The sequence below is a fragment of the Pseudomonas sp. MCal1 genome (genome assembly GCF_026341415.1).
Classification (GTDB): domain Bacteria; phylum Pseudomonadota; class Gammaproteobacteria; order Pseudomonadales; family Pseudomonadaceae; genus Aquipseudomonas.
The window spans coordinates 21,786-44,455 of sequence record NZ_JAKUMP010000010.1; the positions used below are offsets into that span (position 1 = coordinate 21,786).

Sequence of the window (22,670 nt, forward strand, 5' to 3'; positions counted from 1 at the left end):
CGTCAGAGCGGTTGCAGCGGCATGGTCAGCTCGACCCGCAAGCCATCCGGGCGGCTGTCGAAATGCAGGGTGCAGGCGCAGCGTTGAACGATGGCCTGGACAATCGCCAGTCCCAGTCCGCAACCGGTGCTCTGGCCGTTGCGCCAGAAGCGCTGGGTCAGATGTTGCAGATCGTCCGGCGCAATCCCCGGCCCATGATCGCGCACCACGAAACGCACATGAGAGGCGGAGGTTTCCAGGCTCAGTTCCACCGCGCCGTCCGTCGGGGTATGTCGCAGAGCGTTATCCAACAGGTTGCGCAAGGCTGCGATCGACAACACTGCCGGCATTTGCAGGGGCGCAGCGGACAAGCGTTCAGGCAGGTGCAGCCTGATGCGCTGGCGCTGGTCGCTGGCCGAGTCCTGAATCGCCAGTTTCGCCACCTGTTCGGCACTGCACTGGACGCCGTCGTCGAACGACAGACTGCCTTCGACCCGCGCCAGCAACAGCAATTGCTCAAGGGTCCGGTGCAGGCGGTCGGCGCCCTCTTCGGCCCGGGCCAGAGACTGATCCCGTGCACTGCCTTCGGTCATGCGCGCCACTTGCAGGTGGGTCTTGATCGCCGTCAGCGGACTGCGCAGTTCATGGGCGGCATCGCCGGTCAGGCGACGTTCGCGCTCGATGGTCTTGCCGATGCGCTGGAACAACTGGTTCTGGGTTTCGAGCAGCGGTTTCAGTTCGCTGGGGAATGACTGCAACTGCAACGGCTCGAGCGAATCGGCGTTGCGGCGCATCAAGGCTTCACGCAAGCGATTGAGCGGTGCCAGGCCCTGGCCGATCCCCAGCCACAGCAGGCACAGGCAGCCGAGCAGCGCCACGCCGACCGGCACCGAGGCCGCCAGCAGGATCGACATGTTCAGGGCTTCGCGCTCGATCACCCGGTCGGCGGTGGTGATCCGCACATCGCCCCGGGCCAGAGTAAAGCTGCGCCATGGCGCACCGTCGATCATCTGATCGTGAAAGCCCATCTTCCGGGCTTCCAGCGCCTGTTCCGGGTTGTTGTGGCTGCGGGCGAGGATTTCCCCGCGCAGCGAACTGACCTGACAGGCCATGCCGCCGGGAATGTTCAATTGTTCGGCGCTGAAGTGGGTGCCTTCGCCTTTGCTCGGAATGGCCGGCAATTGCTCCAGCAAACCGGCGACCATGCGTGCCGACGCCACCAGGCGCTGGTCGAGGGAAAACATCATCTGGTTGCGCAGGTCGCTGAGCATCCAGGCAGCCGCCAGGGCCCAGATCAGCGCGAACGCGGCGCCGAGGGTCAGGCTCAGGCGCAGGCGCAGACTCATCACTTGTCAGGTTCTCCGCCATCGGCCGGGCCCAGGCGATAACCCAGCCCCCGCACGGTTTCGACGATGCCCTTACCCAGTTTGCTGCGCAGGTGGTGGATGTGCACGTTGAGCGCGTTGCTTTCCAGTTCATCGTTGAAGCCGTAGACGCTGTCCTTCAACTGCTCGGTGGACAGCACCCGGCCACGGTTGTGCAGCAAGGCCTGCAGCAACGACTGTTCACGCCGGGACAGATCAATCGAGCGGCCTGCCAACGTGGTTTCGCGGCTGCTCGGATCATAGGTCAGCGCACCGTGCTCAATCAGGTTGACACTGCGCCCGGCCACCCGGCGCAGCAGGGTTTGCAGACGGGCGAACAATTCGCGCAGATCGAATGGCTTGAGCAGATAGTCGTCGGCACCGGACTGCAAACCGTCGACCCGGTCGGTGACAGAATCCCGCGCAGTGAGGATCAGCACCGGAATTTCCAGCCCCTGCTGACGCAGTTGCTGCAGCAGTTTGAGGCCATCTTCGTCCGGCAACCCGAGATCGAGCACCATCACGTCGAACTCGGCAACCTTGAGGATCGCCCGCGCCTTTGAAGCCGTATTGACGTGCTCGACCGTCAGGCCCTGGGCAGTCAGGCCGGCGACGATGCCGCTGGCGATCAACTCGTCGTCTTCGCAAACCAGTACGTGCATGGGGAGGCTCTCTGAATAAAAACATGAGTCAAGCAGGCAAGGATTAAGGTCAAATTATGACGAGGGATTGAGTTCAGGCAAGGCGTATTTCGTGTCGCCTTTTCCATCTGCCAAGTGCCTGACACTCCATATAACGTTAACACTTATATATTCATCTTTACCCGCCCCCCAAAAAAGCATCAACTTGAAACATACATTCCCACCTGCAACCATTCCAAATTTGAATATTCATCGATACTCTCAACATCGAAAAACACAAACACAAAACAACCAACAAAACAGGCTTATACCCTAAGCCGCCATCTAATCTAAAGGAATTGAGACATGCCAAAAATGAACAACTTTGTCGCCGTTGACTGGTGCGCTGGCCCAGACCGAATTTTCTTTTTCTTCAAAGAGCACAACTCATACTCTCGTTTCTCCTTAGGCGACAACAAAGCCGACAGTGGCTATCCACTACCGGTGAGAGGAAACTGGGGCGACCACATCATATCCGCCGCTGATCTGCGCTTCGGCTTTACGACCACTGAACCCAGCTGGAATAACAGCATCGACCACCTCTGGCTTTTTTACTACCAGGATGATACTCCGTGTGTGTGCCAGTTCCTTCAACAGACTGACAGCGTAATCTCCAACACCACCGTTGCCGATTCCAAATGGGCCCCACTACTTCCATATTTCAAAAACATCATTGGTGTCATGCGGCGACAAACGACTTCATCCGTCGATGAACTCCGAGTACTTTTAAATAACGGGAATTACCTGTCCTACGATTACACCAGCATGACACTGGAAGTCATCCCCCTCGAAGGCAGCGACTGGGCCGACCTGGAACAATACAGTGATCGAATGATGACAGCAGTCTTGAATGACTATCCAACGTTCGATCGGTACTTTTATATTTTCCTGCACGGCAATGAGTACTTGCGATATGAGCACGAGTCCAAAAAAATACACGGCCCGATCCAAATCGACGATGAAAGTTGGCCGGGCCTCCCGCACGATTGAAATCATGCAGGACGCCAGAATATTTCTGCGACGCGATTAATAGAACCTTCAACATTAACTCCCTGCACAGAATTCATATCTGGCGTTCACCAACACCCATACGAACCGCTTCAACCACAAACAACTCTTCAACCAACCAAAAGAAAAAAACCATGGATAACTTCGTCTCTATCGATTGGCGCAACGGCCCCGATCGTATCTTTTTCTTCTTTAAAGGCACCGACATGTTCGCTAGTTTCAGTCTCGGCGATAATCGTCTCGAAAAACATCACCCCATCTTGATCAAGGGGCACTGGGGGGATTTCGAACAGCACGTGGACGACCTGAGGTTCGGATTCACCGTGCCAAGCCCGGACTGGCACAGTGCCGGCGGAGGCGACATGGTCTGGTTCTTTTACTACGACGGCGAAACTCCGATGGCCTGCAAGTTCTCCCAGATTACTTCCAGTGTGGTATTCAAAAAGAAACTTTCAGATACCGATATTGGTGGCCACTAGGAAACTTCTTCCACAAAATTGTCGGTGTCATGCTGGATGAAAAGGCGGACGTCAAGCACACCTACTGGGTTCTACTGAACGACGGACGCTATTTCAAATACAACCCTGGAATCCCCAGAAAAGTCAAAGTACTGTCAATGGCCAATTCCGAATGGAGCTTTCTCGAAAAGTACAAAGACCGGATCGTTACAACCGCACTGAATAATTACCCGGTCTTCGATACTTATTTTTACATTTTCTTGACCGACGAAGAATATCTGAGATTTGACCTCAAGACCCGAAAAGCCAGCGGCCCCCATCCGATCGATGAAGAAACATGGCCCGGTTTGTTTGATTGACAGGTAAATTGCTCTGTGCGCAGGGGAGCGGATTGGGCGTCGCGGTTAATCATCGGTTAATCGCCGCCGCCCATTGTGCCCCTCAATTGCACAGGGACAAGGCTCCTCCATGCGTCATTTTTTTCTACTGTTTGCACTGTTGATTTCGAGTCTGGCCCAAGCGGGTAATGATCCTTTTGCGTCAAAACCGGAGTTCCTGCCGGTCGACAAGGCATTCGTGCTGACCTCGGAACGTCTGGAATCCGGTGAGACCCAGCTGTTCTGGCAAATCGCCGACGGCTACTACCTGTATCAGAAGCGCCTCAAGTTCGACGGGCTGGCGACGCAAAACGTCCCGGCCCTGCCAGAAGGCGAGTCCCATAGCGACGAGTATTTCGGTGAACAACCGGTCTACCGACAGGGCCTCGAGCTGAAAACCCCGGCGGCCGCCACGGGCCGGATAAAGGTCAGTTATCAGGGCTGTGCCGACGCCGGCCTTTGCTATCCCCCGCAGACGCGAGTGATCGATCTCGGCGGCAAAGCCGCAGCAACGACAGATGAAGCACCGGATCAGGCACTGGCCAGCGGTCTGCAGCAGCACTCGCTGGGCTGGAGTCTGCTGGTGTTTTTCGGCCTCGGTCTGTTGCTGGCGTTTGCGCCGTGTTCGTTGCCGATGCTGCCGATTCTGGCGGGCATGGTGGTGGGCAGTGGTGCAACGCCGCGTCGCGGTTTCGCGCTGGCCGGCAGTTATGTGGTTTGCATGGCGCTGGTGTATGCGGCGATGGGCGTCATCGCCGCGCTGCTGGGGGCGAACCTGCAGGCGTGGTTGCAGAACCCGTGGCTGCTCGGGACGTTCGCAGCAGTGTTCGTGGTTCTGGCGCTGCCGATGTTCGGTTTCTTCGAACTGCAATTGCCGGTGGCCCTGCGGGATCGACTGGAGCACGCCTCGCGCAGCCAGCGCGGCGGCAGTCTGGTCGGCGCGGGCGTACTGGGCGCGCTGTCCGGCTTACTGGTCGGCCCGTGCATGACCGCGCCGCTGGCCGGTGCCCTGCTCTACATCGCGCAAAGTGGCAACGCGCTGCACGGCGGTCTGATTCTTTTTGCCCTGGGCATCGGTATCGGCGTGCCGCTGCTGTTGCTGGTAACGGTCGGCAATCGCTTCCTGCCAAAGCCAGGCGCGTGGATGAATCTGCTCAAAGGCGTGTTCGGTTTCCTGTTCCTCGCTACCGCGCTGCTGATGCTGCGTCCGGTGCTGCAACCTTCGCTGTGGCTGGGCCTGTGCGGTGCGCTGCTGTTGATCGCCGCTTACAGTGCCTGGAAACAATCCGGCGGCTTTGGTCGCGTGGCGCAGTTGTTTGGCGCCGGCTCGCTGTTGCTGGGCCTGTGGGGCAGTCTGCTGGTGGTCGGTGCGGCGGGCGGCAGTGACGATCCGTATCAACCGTTGCAGGTGTACAGCGCCGGACGCGCCGGATCTGCGGCGCCCAGCGGCCACGAAGCCTTCACGACGATCAAGGATCCCGCCGCCCTGCAACGCGAGCTCGACACCGCCAAAGCGCAGGGCCAGTGGGTATTGCTCGATTACTACGCCGACTGGTGCACGTCGTGCAAAGTCATGGAGAAACAGGTGTTCGGCCAGGCTCGAGTGATGCAGACCTTGAGTGATGTGCGCTTGCTCCGACTAGACGTCACCGCCGACAATGCCGCCAGCCGCGAACTGCTCGGTCGTTATAAAGTGCCGGGGCCACCGAGTTTCGTGTGGATCGGCACCGACGGTGAAGAGCGCCGCAGCCAGCGCATCACCGGCGAGGTCGATGCCGATACTTTCCTGCAACGCTGGACCACCACCCGAGACGCCCGTTAATGCTGACCTTCACCCTCGGCACCTTTGCCATCGCACTCAACCACCTGCTGCTGATCAGCGCGCTGGCGCTGGCGACCTTCGTCGGCTGGCGGGTGGCCAAGCGCGGCGGCGACAACCCCGAGTCGGCGCTGTTCAGCCTGTTTCTGCTCGGCATGCTGGCGGCGCGCATTGCGTTTGTCGCGGTGTATTGGGGGCACTATCGCAACGATCTGTGGCAGATCATCGACCTGCGCGACGGCGGTTTTCTCGCCTGGCCGGGGGTGATCGTGCTGTTGCTGGCGGCGCTGTATCGCGGCTGGCGCCGGCCGGGTTTGCGTCGACCGCTGGGTTTCGGCGTGGTCAGCGGTGTGGCGTTCTGGGTGCTGGCGACCCTGTCGCTGAACATCTACGAGCAAGGCACGCGCCTGCCGGACATCACCCTGCGCACCGCCGCCGGGGAAACCGTGAAACTCACCGACTATCAGGGCGGGCCGCTGGTGATCAACCTGTGGGCCACCTGGTGTCCGCCGTGCCGCCGGGAAATGCCGGTGCTGGAAAACGCCCAGCAACAACGCCCGGACCTGACGTTCCTGTTCGTCAACCAGGCCGAAAGCATGCAAAGCGTCGCCACATTTCTCGAAACCCAGGGCTTGAGCCTGAGCAACGTGCTGTTTGACCGCAGCGGACGCCTCGGCCAGGCCGTGGGCTCCATGGCACTGCCGACTACGCTGTTCTATAGCCCGGACGGTCGCCTGCTGGGCAGCCATCTGGGCGAGTTGTCGAACGCCAGCCTGGCCCGCGCCCTGGAAAACTTCGACACCCCGGCTTCCAGCCCGAATCCGGCCACCTCTTCTTCAAGGAAACTGCCATGCCCCGCCTCCGCCACCTGCTGACACTGACCATGAGCGCAGCCCTGCTGCACTTGCCGTCGGTCCAGGCTGCTGAAGAACTGCCTGAAGCGATCAAGAAAATCGAAGCCAAGGGCGCAAAAATCGTCGGCCAGTTCGACGCCCCCGACGGCTTGCGTGGTTACGCCGCGCAATACCAGAACCGCGGCATGGCGCTGTACCTGACGCCGGACGGCAAGCACGTGCTGCTGGGCAACCTGTACGACGCCGACGGCAATGACCTCAGCAGCGCGCCACTGCAAAAACTGGTCTATGCGCCAATGGCCAAGGAAGTCTGGGCCAAGTTCGAAGCCAGCAACTGGATTCAGGACGGCAACAAGGATGCACCGCGCACCGTGTATCTGTTCAGCGACCCGAACTGCCCGTACTGCAACATGTTCTGGGAACAGGCACGTCCATGGGTCAAGGCCGGCAAGGTGCAGCTGCGACACATCATGGTCGGCATCATCCGCGAAGACAGCCCGGCCAAAGCCGCCGCCCTGCTCGCCGCCAAGGACCCGAGCAAAGCTCTGGAAGATCACGAGAAGGCCGGCAAGGCCAGCACCCTCAAGGCCTTGAAGGACATTCCGGTTGCCGTGCAGACCAAACTCGCGGCGAACATGCAGTTGATGGAAGACCTGGAATTGCAGGCCACCCCGGCGATCTTCTACATGGACGACAAGGGCGAACTGCAACAACAGCAAGGCGCGCCGACGCCGGACAAGCTGGCGAAGATTCTCGGCCCGAAATAATGATTGGCGGCTCCGGCAAACGCTGCTGGAGCCGTCACCACTTACTCGGCTGACACCGGCCCAGGATGTCATCCAGCTCGCCTGTCGCTTCGCGCTCGAGCAAAAACTGCGTCACCTCTTGCGACCACTCCACGTCCGATAGTATGCCGGCCCAGGCATGGGTTTTTGCTGAGTGGCAGGGCCGATCATCGAAGTTGTGGATCAACGCCTGGTTCAAAGTTCGTACATCAAATCCCGGATTCCTTTCGCTTTGCAGCATCAGGGAATTGAGAACCCGTTGTTGAGTATCGGGATTCAGCGTGAATGGATGGGTTTTAGTTGAACTCAAAACGATAAACGTCGGTTTGACGTCTTCAGCCAGCGCGGCCTGCAATCGATAGTGACCGTCGATAATCACGTAAGAACACAAGGCGCCGACGTACCACAGCAAGACGGGGGGCAGGCTGTCCTCTCTCGCCTTCTTGCGCCACCACTTCATACGCCCGGCATACGGATCGACCGTGTGCAGACCAATCAGATTGCCCAAATCCCAGTCGAGCCACTCCACCGATCGTGGCTGAAGATTGTCGAGAATGCCGTCACCACGAGCTGACCATCTCGGTAAATGACTGGTCATCTCTTGCTCTGTCGAGAAATACCAGTTGCTCACACCTTCGCCACGTTGTCCTGGCACGGCCACAGGCATCATTGGCCGTGCCACCCATTGCCCGGGATAAAGAAAGTCCGCCTGATACTCCATCAGTTGGTTGATGAAGTATCGACTCCAGGCCTTCATCCGCTGCCCAGCAGGCAAATGGCGATGGTGTTCGACCTGTGCAGAGTCAATGGCAGGAACGGGTGGCGACTCCCAGTGCATCGGCATCGGATTGCGTACCAGCCAGGCACCGTAATACGAAGTCGCTATCGTTCCCCAAAGCAAAGGGCTCTCGTTGAACATCAGTTTCAGACGAGCATTGTTACCCGTTCGCAGATGCAGTTGTGGTTTGCCCTGCGGGGGGCCACTGATCTCGACGCTAAGCCCACCCCATTGTCCTTGCAGATCTTCAAGATCGCGCCAGAAGAATTGCTTCACGCCAGACCCTTAAAATGAAATTCCATGCGCAATTACAGCGTATTTCGATTGCGCTCACTCAAAAAGCTGAACAACACCTCCGTCACGAATTCGGGATTCTCCAGATTGGAGATATGCCCCGCCTCCGGCACCAGCACACACGGACAGCCAATCAGCTCAGCCATTTCCCGTGCTTCCGACGGCGGGCGTGGCTTGTCCTGATCGCCGCAGACCACCAGCGTGGTGGCCGCATTCAGCTCGCCCAGACGCGGCAACAGATCATCACGGCCAAAGGTGATACGCCCCATCGGCACGATGCTTTGACGCAGACGTTCAGCGGAGTAACCCGCGAGTTTCGCGCGAAAGTCCTGATACAGCGCCGACGCTCGATCGATGCCCGGCCGGAAGAAGATCGGCACCACGATATCCAGCAGTTGCTCGGAGATCCCGCCGCTTTCCTCGATCTGTTTGAACAGCGAGAAATAGTACTGGCGAGTCGGCTCCGGCTCGACGCCGACGTAGGTGTCCATCAACACCAGTCCGTTGAGCCGCTGCGGCGCCGACAACGCCAGACGCACACCCCACATGCCGCCGACCGACAGCCCGACCAGCGTAACCTGATCGATATCCAGATGATCGAGCAAGGCCAGCGCCTGGCGCGCGATGTCGTCCAGCGAAGCGGTGCCTTCAGGCAAATGACCGGATTCGCCATGGCCCCACAGGTCCAGCGCAATCACCCGGTAGTGCGCCGACAGTGCAGCGATCTGCGGCGCCCACATGGCCTGGTCCCACAGGTAGCTCCCGGCCAGTAATACCGCCGGGCCTGTGCCTTGATCAATGTAGTGAAGCGCCTGTCCGTCAACCGTGAAAAAAGGCATCGATAACCCCCGTGGCAAAGAAACTGAAGCCCGAAGACTGAGCGGGCCGGCCTCGACAGTCAATGATATGAAAGGATTACAAAGCCTTACCTGCGACAACGGCTACAGAGAAAACCATGTTTTCTGTCGCCGTTGTCGCGGGCTGTTGTTTACAGGCCCTCCAGCTCCGCCATCAGGTCATTCAGGCGATCAACCTTCTCCTCGGTAATGTCGCTGGCCGCCAGTCCTTCGATGTAACCGGCCAGTTCCTCCACCGTGCTGCACTCGAACATCGCCCGTAGCGGTACGTCCCGTTGCAAGGCTTTCTGCACCCGCGAGGCGATCTGCGTGGCGAGCAAAGAATGCCCGCCGAGCTCGAAGAAGTTGTCGCGTACCCCGACCTTCTCGACTTTGAGCACCTCGGCCCAGATGTCGACCAGGGTCTGTTCCAGTTCGCTGCGCGGCGCCAGGTAATCCCGGCTCTGCAACTGGCCGATTTCCAGCGCCGGCAAGGCCTTTCGGTCGAGTTTGCCGTTGGCGTTGAGCGGCAACCGGTCGAGCCACAGCCAATGCAGCGGCACCATGTATTCCGGCAGTTCGGCGCGCAGGCGCTGCTTGATCCGCTCCAGGCGTTCGCTCTGATTCAGTGCGGAATCTGCGGCGACCAGATAGCCGACCAGATGCTTGCCGTTGACGCCTTCCTGCACACCGACCGCGCCATCGCGAACTTCCGGTTGCTCATGCAGACGCGCCTCGATTTCACCCAGCTCGATCCGGTAACCGCGAATCTTCACCTGATGGTCGACCCGACCGACGTATTCCAGCACACCGTCACTGCGACGGCGCGCCAGGTCACCGGTGCGATACAGACGCTCGCCCGGTGCACCGAACGGATTCGGCACAAACACCGGCGCGGTGCGCAGTGGATCGCTGACATAACCACGACCGACACCGGTGCCCGCCACACACAACTCACCCACCGCACCCAGCGGCACCAGATCCAGCGCGCCATCGAGCAGGTACAGCAAGTTGTTGTCGGTCGGGGTACCGATCGGCAGGTAACTGCCGCGAGTCGAGGCCAGGTCGACGCGGAAGAACGCCACGTCGTCCGAGCATTCCGCCGGGCCATACGCGTTGACCAGACCGATCTCCGGGTAACGCAGCAACCACTGATGAGCCAGCTCCGGTGGCATTGCTTCACCGGTCGGCAGCATCCAGCGCAGGCCGTCGAGGCTCAGACGATCCGAAGCGAGCATGCCCTGGATCAGCGATGGCACGCTTTCGAGCACGGTGATGCCCTGCTGCTGCACATGCACCAGCAAACCTTGCGGATCGTGGGCGATGGTGTTCGGCACGATGTCCACCCGCGCCCCGAACAACGGTGCGGCGAGGAACTGCCAGACCGAAATGTCAAAGCTTTGCGAAGCGGTCTGGGCGATCACATCGGCGTCGCTCAGGTTCAGGTACGGCACCTTGCTCAACTGGTTGTTGAGCATGCCGCGCTGCTCGACCATCACGCCTTTGGGCAACCCGGTGGAGCCCGAGGTGTAGATCACGTAGGCCAGGTTGTCCGGGCCGCTGAAGATGCCCGGATTCGTCGACGACACTGCGCCCGCCTGAACCTCTTCCCACACCAGCAAACGTGGTCGGTTGGCACAGCTGAATTCGTCGAGCAAGGTCGTCGCCTGTTCACGGCAAGCTTCGCTGCACACCAGCACCGGCGTGCGACTGAGTTCGATGATCCGTTGCAGACGCTGGCTCGGCAGGCCCGGATCCAGCGGCAGGTAACCGGCACCGGCCTTGAAGCTGCCGATGATCATGCCCAGCAGATCCGGATTACGTTCGCCCAGCAGCGCCACCGGTTGATCCATCTGCACCCCGGCCGCGACCAGTGCATGACCGAGACGGTTGGCGTTGACGTTCAGTTGCCCGTAGCTCAACTGCTGATCGAGGCAACTGGCGGCAATGCGTTGCGGATGTTGCGCGACCTGCGCTTCAAACAGTTCGACGTAGCTCTGCTGCAGCGGATAGTCGTGCTCACTCTGATTGCAACCGTGGAGCAGGAAATCCTGTTCCTCATGGCCCAGCAGCGGCAGGTCGGCCATGTCGCCATGGAAGCCGTCGACCAGCGCCAGCAACAGACGCTTGAACTCACCGAGCATGCGCTCGATGGTCGACTCGTCGAAGTAACGCTGGTCGTAGGACAGATGCAGACCGAGGTCGTCGCCCGGATAGCAGACCGCCGTCAGCGGGAAGTTGGTGTGGGTACGGCCCGAGTCCGAGGTCGCATTGAGGCTTTGCGCACGGTCCAGCACCGAGACTTCCACCGGGGCGTTTTCGAACACGAACAGGCTGTCGAACAGCGGCTGGCCTTTCGGCAGTTCGCTTTGCTCCTGGATGTTCACCAGCGGCAGGTATTCGTACTCGCGCAGTTGCATGTTGCTGTCGAGCAGGTCGCTCAGCCACTGACGCACGCTGGCGCGCTGGTCGTCCGCCGGGATCTGCACCCGCAGCGCGATGCTGTTGATGAACAGGCCGACAGTGCGTTGCATCTCCGGCATCTCCACCGGACGCCCGGCCACGGTCACGCCGAACAGCACGTCGCGATCACCGCTCATGCGGCGCAGCACCAGTGCCCACGCCGCCTGGGCGAAGGTGTTGACGGTCAGTTGATGGGCCTGGGCCAGCTCACGCAGACGGGCGCCGTCCTCGACGTTCAGTCGGGTGTAGCGGTCGCCAACGATCATGCCACCGCTTTCACCGGCGTGTTCACGCAGGAACGGACGATCGCTCGGGATCGGCGTGGTGCGCTCGAAGCCTCGCAGGTTCTGCTGCCACCACTGACGTGCTTCGGCCAGGCTCTGGCGTTGCAGCCAGCCGATGTAATCGCGGTAGCGCGGTGGCTTCGCCAGTTGCGCTTCGCGACCTTCACCGAGGGCGGTATAGATCTCGAAGAAATCGTTCATCAGCAGCGACCGGCACCAGGCATCGATCAGGATGTGGTGGTTGCTCATCATGAACCAGTAGCGCGCGGCGCCGACCTTGATCAGGCGCAGGTGGAACGGGGCCTGATTGAGCAGATCGAACCCGGCCTCGCGCTCGGCCTTGAGCAGCGCTTGCAGTTTCGGCTCCTGCTCGGCGTCCGCAATGGTGCTCCAGTCCAGGTATTCGATCGGCGTACGACCCGGCGTATGAATCACTTGCAGCATGTCTTCGCCGACATTCCAGCAGAACGACGCACGCAGCGCTTCGTGACGGGCGACCACCGCTTGCCACGCCTGGGCGAAACGCTCGGGGTCGAGCTCGCTGTTGATGCGGTAGCGATCCTGCATGTAGTACAGACCGGTGCCCGGTTCGAGCAAGGTGTGCAGCAGCATGCCTTCCTGCATCGGCGTCAACGGGTACACATCTTCGATGTGCGCCGCCGGCACCGGCAGCGCATCGAGTTGCGCCTGGGTCAGTTTCGCCAGCGGGAAGTCCGACGGCGTCAGACCGCCGGCCTCGTCTTGCAGGCAGTGTTCGATCAGGCTCAGCAACTCACCGACGTAGGCATCCGCCAGCTCGTTGATGGTCTGCGCGTCGTAACGTTCGGCGCTGAAAGTCCAGCGCAGCAGCAGTTCCCCGCCGTACACCTGACTGTCGACGCTCAACTCGTTCGGCAGCGGTGCGTGCGGATCGTGGGCCGCGCCGACCGGCTCGTCCAGCGGACGGAACAGCGCATCGCTGCCGAAGCTCTGGTCGAACTGGCCGAGGTAGTTGAAGGTGATCGGCGCGTTCGGCAATGCCACCATGCTTTCACGACTGGCGTCATCGGCCAGATAACGCAGCACGCCATAACCAAGGCCTTTGTGCGGCACGGCCCGCAGCTGTTCCTTGATCGCCTTGATCGAAGCGCCCTGCCCGGCGGCCTCTTCGATGTTGTGCGGGGTCAGGCGCAGCGGATAGGCGCTGGTGAACCAGCCGACGGTGCGGGTCAGGTCGATCTCGTCAAACAGGGTTTCGCGGCCGTGGCCTTCCAGTTGAATCAGCGCCGACGGCTGCCCGCTCCAGCGGCACAGCACGCGGGCCAGTGCGGTCAGCAACAAGTCGTTGACCTGCGTGCGATAGGCGCTCGGTGCCTGTTGCAGCAGTTGTTTGGTGCGCTCGGCATCCAGACGCACGCTGACCGTTTGTGCATGACGATTCTCGCGACCGCCCTCAGGACGTTCGCACGGCAAGTCGGCATTCGGGCCAGCCAGTTGCGCTTGCCACCAGCTCAGTTCTTCACGCAGGGATTCGCTGCCGGCGTAGGCCTGCAAGCGCGCTGACCAGTCCTTGAAGGCGCTGGTTTTCGCCGGCAGTTTCACCGACTGATCGGCGTCGAGTTGGCGATACACGGTTTGCAGATCGTCGAGCAGAACGCGCCACGACACACCGTCGACCACCAGGTGATGGATTGCGATGAACAGCCGTTGCTGGCCGTCCGGCCCATCGATCAGCACGGCGCGCAGCAGCGGGCCTTGCGCGAGATCGAGACTGCGCTGGGCATCGGCGAACAGTGCGGCGCATTTGTCCATCGACGGCACGCGAACTTGCCAAAGCACCGCTGCATCGGTCACCGGTTGATGGGTTGCTTGCCATGTGCCGTTGGCCTCGATGAAGCGCAGGCGCAAGGCGTCATGCTGCTCGACCACCGCCAGCAACGCTTGCTCCAATCGGTGCGGTTCAAGCGCCACAGTCGGCTCCAGCAGCAACGCCTGGTTCCAGTGCTGACGCTCGGCAATCTCGGTATCGAAGAACCAGTGCTGGATCGGCGTCAGACGCGATTCGCCAGTCACCAGACCTTGCTCGGCGGTCACGGTTTCACTGCGGCTGGCGACAGCGGCCAGGGTCTGCACGGTCTGGTGCTGGAACAGATCGCGCGGGCTGAAGTGAATGCCCTGCTGGCGCGCGCGGCTGACCACTTGAATCGACAGGATCGAGTCGCCGCCCAGTTCGAAGAAGTTGTCGTTGAGACCAACCTGCTCGACGTTGAGTACCTCGCACCAGATCTGCGCCAGGGTCTGCTCAAGCTCGTTGCTTGGCGCCACGTAATCCTGACGATTGAGGTCCAGATCCGGTGCCGGCAACGCGCGGCGGTCGAGCTTGCCGTTGGCGGTCAGCGGCATGCTCGCCAGCAGGATCAGATGGGTCGGCACCATGTAGTCCGGCAGTTGCGTCTTCAGGTGCGCCTTCAGCGCTTCGCGCAGTTCGACCTGCTCAGCTTCGCTTCGCGAAGCGACCTCGGTCACCAGATAGCCAACCAGTTGCTTGCCGCTCGGCGCATCCAGCGCCAACACCACCGCTTCACGGATCGAATCGTGATCGAGCAAGCGGATTTCGATCTCGCCCAGTTCGATACGGAAGCCACGGATCTTCACCTGATGGTCGATCCGCCCGAGGTACTCCACCAGACCATCGGCACGCTGGCGCACCAGGTCGCCGGTGCGGTACATGCGCCCGCCATCGGCAGCAAACGGGTCGGCGACAAAACGCTCGGCGGTGATGCCGGCGCGGTCGTGATACCCCAGCGCCAGACCGGCGCCACCGACGAACAATTCACCGGTCGCACCTTGCGGCACCAGCGCCAGATCGGCGTCGAGAATGTAGGCCACGCGATCACCGATCACGCTGCCGATCGGCACGCTGCCAGCGCCCTCTTCCAGAACATCCGGCGCGAGACTGGCCAGCGGCATGACCACGGTTTCGGTCGGGCCGTAGGCATTGAAGAACAGGCTCGGCTTGAACGCCGCGCGAATCCGTTGCAGATGTTCGCCGGTCAGCGCTTCGCCGCCGGTGATGATCATGCGCACCGGCAGGATGTCGTTTTGCGTGGCGAGGAACTGCGCCAACTGGCTGCCGTAGCTCGGGGTGAAACCGAGAATATTGATCCGATGTTCGCGGATCAGGCCGCAGATTTCTTCCGCGTCCCACTGACCTTGCGCACGCAGCACGACTTGCGCCCCGCTGAGCAGCGGCACCAGCAGACGCTCGGTAGCGGCGTCGAAGTTGATCGAATAAAAGTGCAGCTCGCAATCGTCTGGACGCATACCGAAGCGCTCGATCACGGCCTGGCAATGCATGGCGATTTCACCGTGAGACACCACCACGCCTTTCGGCTTGCCGGTGGAACCCGAGGTGTAAATCAGGTACGCCTGATGCTGCGGCAGGCTGACAAATGGCAACTCGGTAGCCGGGTAATCGGCAAGCGCCGCGCTGTCGTCCTCCAGGCACCAGCGCGCCACGTTCGACGGCAGTTCGCCGAGGGCCTTGAACATTGCGCGGTCGCTGAGCAGCAGGCCGACGCCGCTGTCTTCGATCATGTAATGCAAACGGTCGAGCGGGTATTCCGGATCCAGCGGCACATAGGCGCCACCGGCCTTGAGGATCGCCAGCAGACCGACGACCATTTCCAGCGAACGCTCCAGCGCCAGGCCTACTCGCACTTGCGGGCCGACACCGCGCTCACGCAGGGCCCAGGCCAGGCGATTGGCGCGAGCGTCGAGTTCGGCGTAGCTCAGGGTCTGCCCGGCAAAAGTCAGGGCCGGTGCGTCTTTGCGCGCCAACGCCTGTTCGGCGAACAGGTGATGAATGCACTGATCGAGACGGCGCTCGCCCGGCTCGACGCCGAGGCTGTCGAGCAATTGCTGTTGCTCGGGCGCATCGAGCAGCGGCAGTTCGCTGAGACGTTGCTGCGGATCGGCGATCAACGCTTCCAGCAGGTTGCACCAGTGCCTGGCCATGCGCGCAATCGTCGGCTCGTCGAACAAGTCGGTGCTGTAAGTCAGGCAGCAACCGAGTCGGTGATCGAGGTCGGTGACTTCCAGGTTGAGGTCGAACTTGGTCGCCCGCGCATCGTTGGCCAGGTACTCGACGGTCATCCCGGCGAGCATGCGGCTTTGCTGGAATTCCCAGCGCTGTACATTGCACATCACCTGGAACAACGGGTTGTACGCGGCGCTGCGCGGTGGCTGCAACGCTTCAACCAGATGATCGAACGGCAGGTCCTGATGGGACTGACCTTCGATCACGGTGTGGCGCACCTGCTCGAACAACTCGCCGACCGACATCTGGCCGTCGAGCTGGCATCGCAGCACTTGAGTGTTGAGGAACGCACCGATCAGCCCTTCGCTTTCCGGACGGATACGGTTGGCCACCGGCGCGCCGATGCGCAGATCGGTCTGGCCGCTGTAGCGGTAAAGCAGGGTTGCGAGCGCAGCCGTCATGGTCATGAACAGGGTCAGACCGTTCTGCGCGTTGAACGCCCGGACCCGCGCGGCAAGATCGTCGCTCAGGTCGAAACGGAACAGCTCGCCCTGGTGGCTTTGCACCGGCGGACGCGGACGGTCGCCCGGCAATTCCAGCAGCGGATGTTCGCGACCCAGTTGCGCGGTCCAGTAATCGAGCTGACGCTGACGCTCGCCGGATTCCAGCCAGTTGCGCTGCCACACGCTGTAGTCGAGGTACTGCACCGGCAGCGGCTCCAGCGGCGAATCGCGGTCGTCAACGAACGCTTCGTACAGCGCGCTGAGTTCACGGGCGAAGATGTCCATCGCCCAGCCTTCGGTGACGATGTGGTGCAGGGTCAGGACGAAGTAATGCTCCTGCTCGGCGGTCTTGACCAGGCAGGCGCGCAGCAGCGGACCGGTTTCCAGATCGAACGGCAGATGCGCTTCATCGTCGGCCAGTTGCTGGACTTTCTGCTCGCGCACATCAGCGGCGAGTTTCGAGAAATCCTTCCAGTCCATGCGCACGCCGGTCTCGGCATGCACCTGCTGACGGGCCACGCCGTCGACGCTCGGGAACGTGGTGCGCAGGGTTTCGTGGCGCACGATCAGCGCTTGCAGTGCCGCCTCGAAACGCCCCACATCCAGCACGCCACGCAGGCGCGCCATGCCGCCGACGTTGTACGCCGGGCTGTCCGGCTCCATCTGCCAGAGGAACCACATGCGCTGTTGGGAATAGGACAGCGGCACCGGTTTGCTGCGATCAACCTTGTCGATGGGCGGCTGCTTGTTGGTGCGGCCGCTGGCCTGGATCTGGCGAATTTGTTCGGCGAAATCACCCAGCTCGCTGTGCTCGAACAAGGCGCGCAGCGGCAGCTCGACGTCGCAGGCCTGACGGGTGCGAGAGATGATTTGCGTGGCCAGCAGCGAGTGACCGCCGAGGGCGAAGAAGTCGTCGCGCAGGCCGACCTGTTTCAGGCCCAGCACTTCACGCCAGATCGCGGCGATCTGCTGCTCCAGCTCGGTGACCGGTTCGACGTGTTCGCGCACCTGCCATTGCGGCTCGGGCAATGCGCGGCGGTCGAGTTTGCCGCTCGGGCTCAGGGGCATAGCGTCCAGGCGCATCAGTTGCGCCGGGACCATGTATTCCGGCAGCTCGGCGGCCAGTGCGGTTTTCAGGCGAGCGGTTTGCGCGTCCTGATCTTCGCTGGTGTCGGTTGCAGTGAAGTAGCCGATCAGTTGCGGGCCGGCGACGGTTTCACGCACCAGCACGGCGGCCTGAGCGACACCGTCCTGAGCCAGCAGTCGCGCTTCGATCTCTTGCGGCTCGACGCGGAAGCCGCGCAGTTTGACCTGCTGATCGAGACGGCCGAGGTATTCGATCACACCGTCGCCGGTCCAGCGCGCACGGTCACCGGTGCGGTACAGACGCGCGCCCTGCTCGCCCAGCGGATCGACCAAAAAACGTTCGGCGGTCAGCGCCGGGCGACCGAGGTAACCACGGGCCAGGCCGATGCCGCTGATGCACAGTTCCCCCGGCACACCGGCCGGTACTGGGTTGAGATCGCTGTCGAGCACGCGGCAGACCACGTTGCCCAGCGGACGGCCAATCGGCGAACGCTCGCCATCCGCCACGGAGCAATGCCAGTGGGTGACGTTGATCGCGGTTTCGGTCGGGCCATAACGGTTGTGCAGCTGCACCGCCGGCAGTTGCGCCAGCACGCGGTTGCGCAGCTCCGCCGGCAGCGCTTCACCGCCGGAGAACACACGGCGCAGGCTGGTGCATCCGGCGCTCAGCTGTTCGTCGATGAACAGCGAAAGCAGCGGCGGCACAAAGTGCAGCGTGGTCACGCCGTATTGCTGAACCAGCTGCGCGATGCAATGCGGATCGCGGTGTTCACCGGGGCCGGCGATCAGCAGGCGCGCGCCCGTGATCAGCGGCCAGAAGCACTCCCACACCGACACGTCGAAACTGATCGGTGCCTTTTGCATCAACACGTCGGTGTCGTTCAGGCAATAGGTGTTCTGCATCCATTGCAGACGCTCGGCCAGCGCCGCGTGAGTGTTGCCCACGCCTTTCGGCTGGCCGGTGGAACCGGAGGTGTAAATCACGTAGGCGAGGTTGTCGCCGTGCAGGTGCAGGCCCGGTGCCTGGCTCGGCCAGTTCTCCAGGTGCAGGGTGTCCATGGCGATCACGCTGACGCCTTCGCTGGCCGGCAAGCGGTCGAGCAGTGCCGTCTGGGTCAGCAGCAGTTCGACACCGCTGTCGCTGAGCATGTAGGCCAGGCGTTCGGCGGGGTAATCCGGATCCAGCGGCACGTAGGCGCCGCCGGCCTTGATGATCGCCAGCAGGCCGATCAGCAGTTGCGGCGAACGCTCGGCGGCGATGGCCACACAGACATCCGGGCCGACGCCTTTGTCACGCAGGTAATGGGCCAGACGGTTGGCCCGGGCGTGCAGTTCGGCAAAATCGAGACTGCCGCCGTCCCACACCAGCGCGGTGCGATCCGGAGTCTGCCGGGCTTGTTCATTCAGCAGTTCCGGCAGCCATTGTTGCGCCGGGGTGCACGGGGCGATGCTCCACGCGTTTTGCTGAGTGTTCTCGGTGGCGGTCAGCAGCGGCAGGTCACCGATGGTCTGCTCCGGACGTTCGCAGACAGTCCGCAACAGGTTGCTGAAATGCTCGGCCAGACGCTCGATGGTCGCCGCGTCGAACAACTCATCGGCGTAGTCGAAGGACAGCGTCAGGCGACCGTTTCGGTCTTCTTCACTGTGCAGTTGCAGATCGAACTTGGCCTCGCGGCTGTGCCACGGCAGTTCTTCGGCGAGCAGGCCCGGCAGTCGTTTGAGCGCATTCAGGTCGCGTTGCTGATGGTTGAACATGACCTGGAACAGACCTTGTTCGCGGGCCTGCGGGAAGGCTTCGAGCAGTTGCTCGAACGGCAGGTCCTGATTCGCCTGGGCATCGAGTGCAGCCTGGCGGGTTTGCGCCAGCAGTTCGGTGAACGGCAGACGCGAATCGACGTTGGCGCGCAGCACCTGGGTGTTGATGAAGAAGCCGATCAGGCCCTGGGTTTCCAGACGCGGACGGTTGGCGTTCGGCACACCGATGCGGATATCGCGCTGGCCGCTGTAGCGATGCAACAGGCTCTGGAACGCCGAGAGCAGCAGCATGAATGGCGTGGATTGACAGGCTTGGGCAGTCTGGCGGATCGCATCGCTGAGGCTCACCCCCAGGCGAACGCTGTGGCGCGCGGCACTGTGTTTTTGCCTGGCAGAACGCGGATGGTCGGTCGCCAGCTCCAGGGTCGGATGCTCGTCGCCCAACTGCGCTTTCCAGTACGCCAGTTGCCGCTCGCCCTCACCTTGGGCCAGCCATTGGCGCTGCCAGCTGCCGTAGTCGGCGTATTGGGTGGGCAGCGGCGCGAGTTCGGCGCGCTGGCCTTGGGAAGCGGCGGCGTACAGGCGCGAGAACTCGTCGATCAAAACGTTCAGCGACCAGCCATCGGCGATGATGTGGTGCATGGTCACCAGCAACTGGTGATCTTCGTCATCGAGGCGAACCAGCGTCACCCACAGCAGCGGGCCTTTCTCCAGATCGAACCGGGTGCGGGCCTCGTCTTCGCGGATCTGTTGTGCGCGGGCTTCACGTTCGCCAGCCGGCAGGTCGCTGATGTCGATCAGTTGCAGGTTGAACTCACCTGCCGCTTCGACCTGTTGCAACGCCACGCCGTCGCGCTCGAAGAAACGCGAACGCAGAGATTCATGACGTTCGATCAGTTGTTGGAAACTGGCGCGCAGGGCGTCCTCGTCCAGTTCGCCGCGCAGGCGCAGGGCACCGGGAATGTTGTAAGCGCTGCTGTGCGGATCGAGCTGCCAGGTGATCCACAGACGGTTTTGCGCCAGCGATTGCGGCAAGGCTTCGTGGCGCGAAAGCGCGGTGATTTCGCCCTGGGCGCTGCCGCCGTCCCGTTGCTGTTGTGCGACAGCGGCGGCGAACGCGGACAGGGTCGGGGCTTCGAACAGCAGACGCAAATTCAGCTCCAGGCTCAGCTCTTCGCGAACCTTGGCGATCACTTGGGCGGCTGCGATCGAGTTGCCGCCGAGCAGGAAGAAGTGATCGTCGGCGTTGACCTGTTTGACGTTCAACTGCTCGGCCCAGATTCTGCCGATCAATGCTTCCAGTTCGGAGGTGGACGCGGTCGACTCGCAGTTTTCAGCGGTGGCCGACGGGAACACCGCGTAGCTGTCGAGGCTGCCGTCGGCCAGGCGATTGCGGCAGGCCGAACGTTGCAACTTGCCACTGGAAGTTTTCGGCAATGCGCCCGGATTGAGCAGCACCACCACGCTCGGTGCTTCCTGATACGCCTCGGCCACAGCCTGGCGGATGGCTTTGATCAGCGCTTCGGGCGGGAGGATTTTCTGCACGCTGCGGCTGATTTCCGCCGCGATGCCGATGCCTTCTTCGCCATTCTGATTGACCGCGAACGCAGCGACGCGGCCCTTGCGCACCACCTCCACTTCGTTCTCGACCGTCTTCTCGATGTCCTGCGGATAGAGGTTGTGACCGCGCACGATCAGCATGTCTTTCAGGCGACCGGTGATGAACAGTTCACCGTCGCGGATGAAACCCAGGTCACCGGTGCGCAGCCAGGTCTGGCCGGCGTGCTGCACGAAGGTTTTGGCAGTCGCTTCGGGATTGCGCCAGTAGCCGTGGGCGATGCTCGGGCCGGCTGCCCAGACTTCACCGACGGCGTTGTCGGCGAGCGCTTCGAGGGTGTTTGGCTCGACGATCAGCACCGCATGCTCGGGTTGGCTGATGCCGCAACTCATGATCGGACTGCCCTCGCCCGCTTCGGCACGGTTCTGTGCCAGGGCTTGATCGTCCACACGTAGCGCCGGAATGCCGGTGCCGCGCGGTGTGCCGGCGACGAACAGGGTCGCTTCGGCCAGACCGTAGGACGCCATGAAGCTGCTTTCGCTGAAACCGCATGCAGTGAATTTCTCGGCGAAGCGCTCGAGGGTGTCGAGGCGGATCGGCTCGGAACCGGAATAGGCCACGCGCCAGCGGCTCAGGTCGAGACGTTCCAGCGCCGATTCACTGACGCGCTCGCTGCACAGACGATAGGCGAAGTCCGGGCCGCCGCTGATGGTGCCGCCGTATTGGCTGATCGCTTCAAGCCAGCGCAACGGCCGGGCGAGGAAGTAAGCCGGCGACATCAGGATGCACGGCACGCCGCTGAAGATCGGTTGCAGCAGGCCGCCGATCAAACCCATGTCGTGGTACAGCGGCAGCCAGCTAACGATCACGTCGTCGGGGTTCACATCGATGCCGAAGCCGTGGCGGATCAGCAGTTCGTTGGCCACCAGGTTGCCGTGGCTGACCTGCACGCCCTTGGGCAGCGCGGTGGAGCCGGAGGTGTATTGCAGGAAGGCGATGTGGTCTTGCGGCAAGGTCGGTTCGGCCCAGCGCTCGGCGAGCGAAGCGTCCAGGGTATCGACGCACAACAGCGGCGGCGCGCCTTCGATTTGCTGCAGGGCGTCGCCCAGGTCGGCGCTGGTCAGCAGCAGGCGCGGTTCGGCGTCGGCGATGATCGACAGCAGGCGCTCCTGATGGTGACGCCTGGCCGACTCCGGCGGATAGGCCGGCACCGCGATCACGCCCGCGTAGAGGCAACCGAAGAACGCCGCGACGTAATCCGGGCCACTCGGAAACAGCAATACCGCGCGATCACCGAATCCGGCCTCGGCCTGCAACGCTGCCGCGATGGTGCGCGCGCGCTGATCGAGTTCGCGATAACTGAGCACCACAGCCTGTTCCTCGGTTTCGGCGAGAAAGCGCAAGGCCAGCCGATCCGGCGTCAGGGCCGCGCGGCGCTGGAGGGCTTGGACCAGAGTGCTGGGGAGTTCGAACGCGTCGGTCATGAGGTTTCCTGCCTGAATTCGGCTTGCTGATGGAATCGGGTTGGCTGCGGCATGCCCGTGCAAGGCATGCGGGACACGGTCTTCGCCGACCGTGCAAGGCATTGGAATGCGGTAGGTCCGGGGCTGGGTGCCCGGATCCATTCACCAATGAGAACGGATGACGTCTTGAAATAATTAGTCGGCAGGCTGGATCACCAACGGCGCTGGGCGCTTGGGCGGTGTGCGGCGGCGTGTCGCAGTTCACGGATCGCACCGTTATGGATCATTAGTTCTCTTTCTCAATTGAC

General features: G+C 61.9%; 11 protein-coding genes. 6 read left to right on the plus strand and 5 right to left on the minus strand.

What is annotated here, in order from left to right:
• Nucleotides 1-2: 2 nt before the first annotated feature.
• Together MKZ87_RS17380 and MKZ87_RS17385 are read right to left on the minus strand one after the other, a co-directional pair.
• Entirely contained in the window at nucleotides 3-1,325 is a 1,323-nt protein-coding gene (locus MKZ87_RS17380) for an ATP-binding protein (RefSeq protein ID WP_085700127.1), read from the minus strand.
• Nucleotides 1,325-2,005 (minus strand): response regulator, encoded by a 681-nt coding sequence (locus MKZ87_RS17385; RefSeq protein ID WP_085704475.1) that lies wholly within the window; start codon nucleotides 2,003-2,005, stop codon nucleotides 1,325-1,327. Before MKZ87_RS17385 ends, MKZ87_RS17380 begins: the two co-directional genes overlap by 1 nt.
• A 324-nt stretch (nucleotides 2,006-2,329) precedes the next feature.
• Here MKZ87_RS17385 and MKZ87_RS17390 point away from each other — a divergent pair, with 324 nt between their 5' ends.
• From MKZ87_RS17390 to dsbG, 6 genes are all read left to right on the plus strand, one after another.
• On the plus strand, nucleotides 2,330-3,013 hold the full coding sequence (locus tag MKZ87_RS17390) for a hypothetical protein (protein WP_085700125.1): 684 nt from the start codon (nucleotides 2,330-2,332) through the stop codon (nucleotides 3,011-3,013).
• A gap of 152 nt (nucleotides 3,014-3,165) precedes the next feature.
• Entirely contained in the window at nucleotides 3,166-3,510 is a 345-nt protein-coding gene (locus MKZ87_RS17395; protein WP_085704473.1) for a hypothetical protein, read from the plus strand.
• A gap of 29 nt (nucleotides 3,511-3,539) precedes the next feature.
• Complete coding sequence (locus MKZ87_RS17400; protein WP_085704471.1) at nucleotides 3,540-3,848, plus strand: hypothetical protein; 309 nt, start codon at nucleotides 3,540-3,542, stop codon at nucleotides 3,846-3,848.
• A 109-nt stretch (nucleotides 3,849-3,957) separates the two neighbouring features.
• Entirely contained in the window at nucleotides 3,958-5,688 is a 1,731-nt protein-coding gene (dsbD, locus tag MKZ87_RS17405) for a protein-disulfide reductase DsbD (RefSeq protein ID WP_085704469.1), read from the plus strand.
• A complete protein-coding gene (locus MKZ87_RS17410; protein ID WP_085704468.1) occupies nucleotides 5,688-6,560 on the plus strand; it encodes a TlpA disulfide reductase family protein in 873 nt (290 codons plus the stop codon). Before dsbD ends, MKZ87_RS17410 begins: the two co-directional genes overlap by 1 nt.
• Nucleotides 6,536-7,306, plus strand: coding sequence for a thiol:disulfide interchange protein DsbG (dsbG, locus tag MKZ87_RS17415; RefSeq protein WP_064378573.1), 771 nt, complete (start codon nucleotides 6,536-6,538; stop codon nucleotides 7,304-7,306). Before MKZ87_RS17410 ends, dsbG begins: the two co-directional genes overlap by 25 nt.
• 34 nt (nucleotides 7,307-7,340) lie before the next feature.
• Here dsbG and MKZ87_RS17420 read toward each other — a convergent pair whose 3' ends face one another.
• The 3 genes from MKZ87_RS17420 to MKZ87_RS17430 form a co-directional block, all read right to left on the minus strand.
• Complete coding sequence (locus tag MKZ87_RS17420) at nucleotides 7,341-8,378, minus strand: hypothetical protein (protein WP_085700121.1); 1,038 nt, start codon at nucleotides 8,376-8,378, stop codon at nucleotides 7,341-7,343.
• A 32-nt stretch (nucleotides 8,379-8,410) separates the two neighbouring features.
• On the minus strand, nucleotides 8,411-9,235 hold the full coding sequence (locus MKZ87_RS17425) for an alpha/beta fold hydrolase (protein WP_266201404.1): 825 nt from the start codon (nucleotides 9,233-9,235) through the stop codon (nucleotides 8,411-8,413).
• A gap of 149 nt (nucleotides 9,236-9,384) precedes the next feature.
• Nucleotides 9,385-22,383 (minus strand): non-ribosomal peptide synthetase, encoded by a 12,999-nt coding sequence (locus MKZ87_RS17430; RefSeq protein ID WP_234205709.1) that lies wholly within the window; start codon nucleotides 22,381-22,383, stop codon nucleotides 9,385-9,387.
• Nucleotides 22,384-22,670 lie beyond the last annotated feature (287 nt).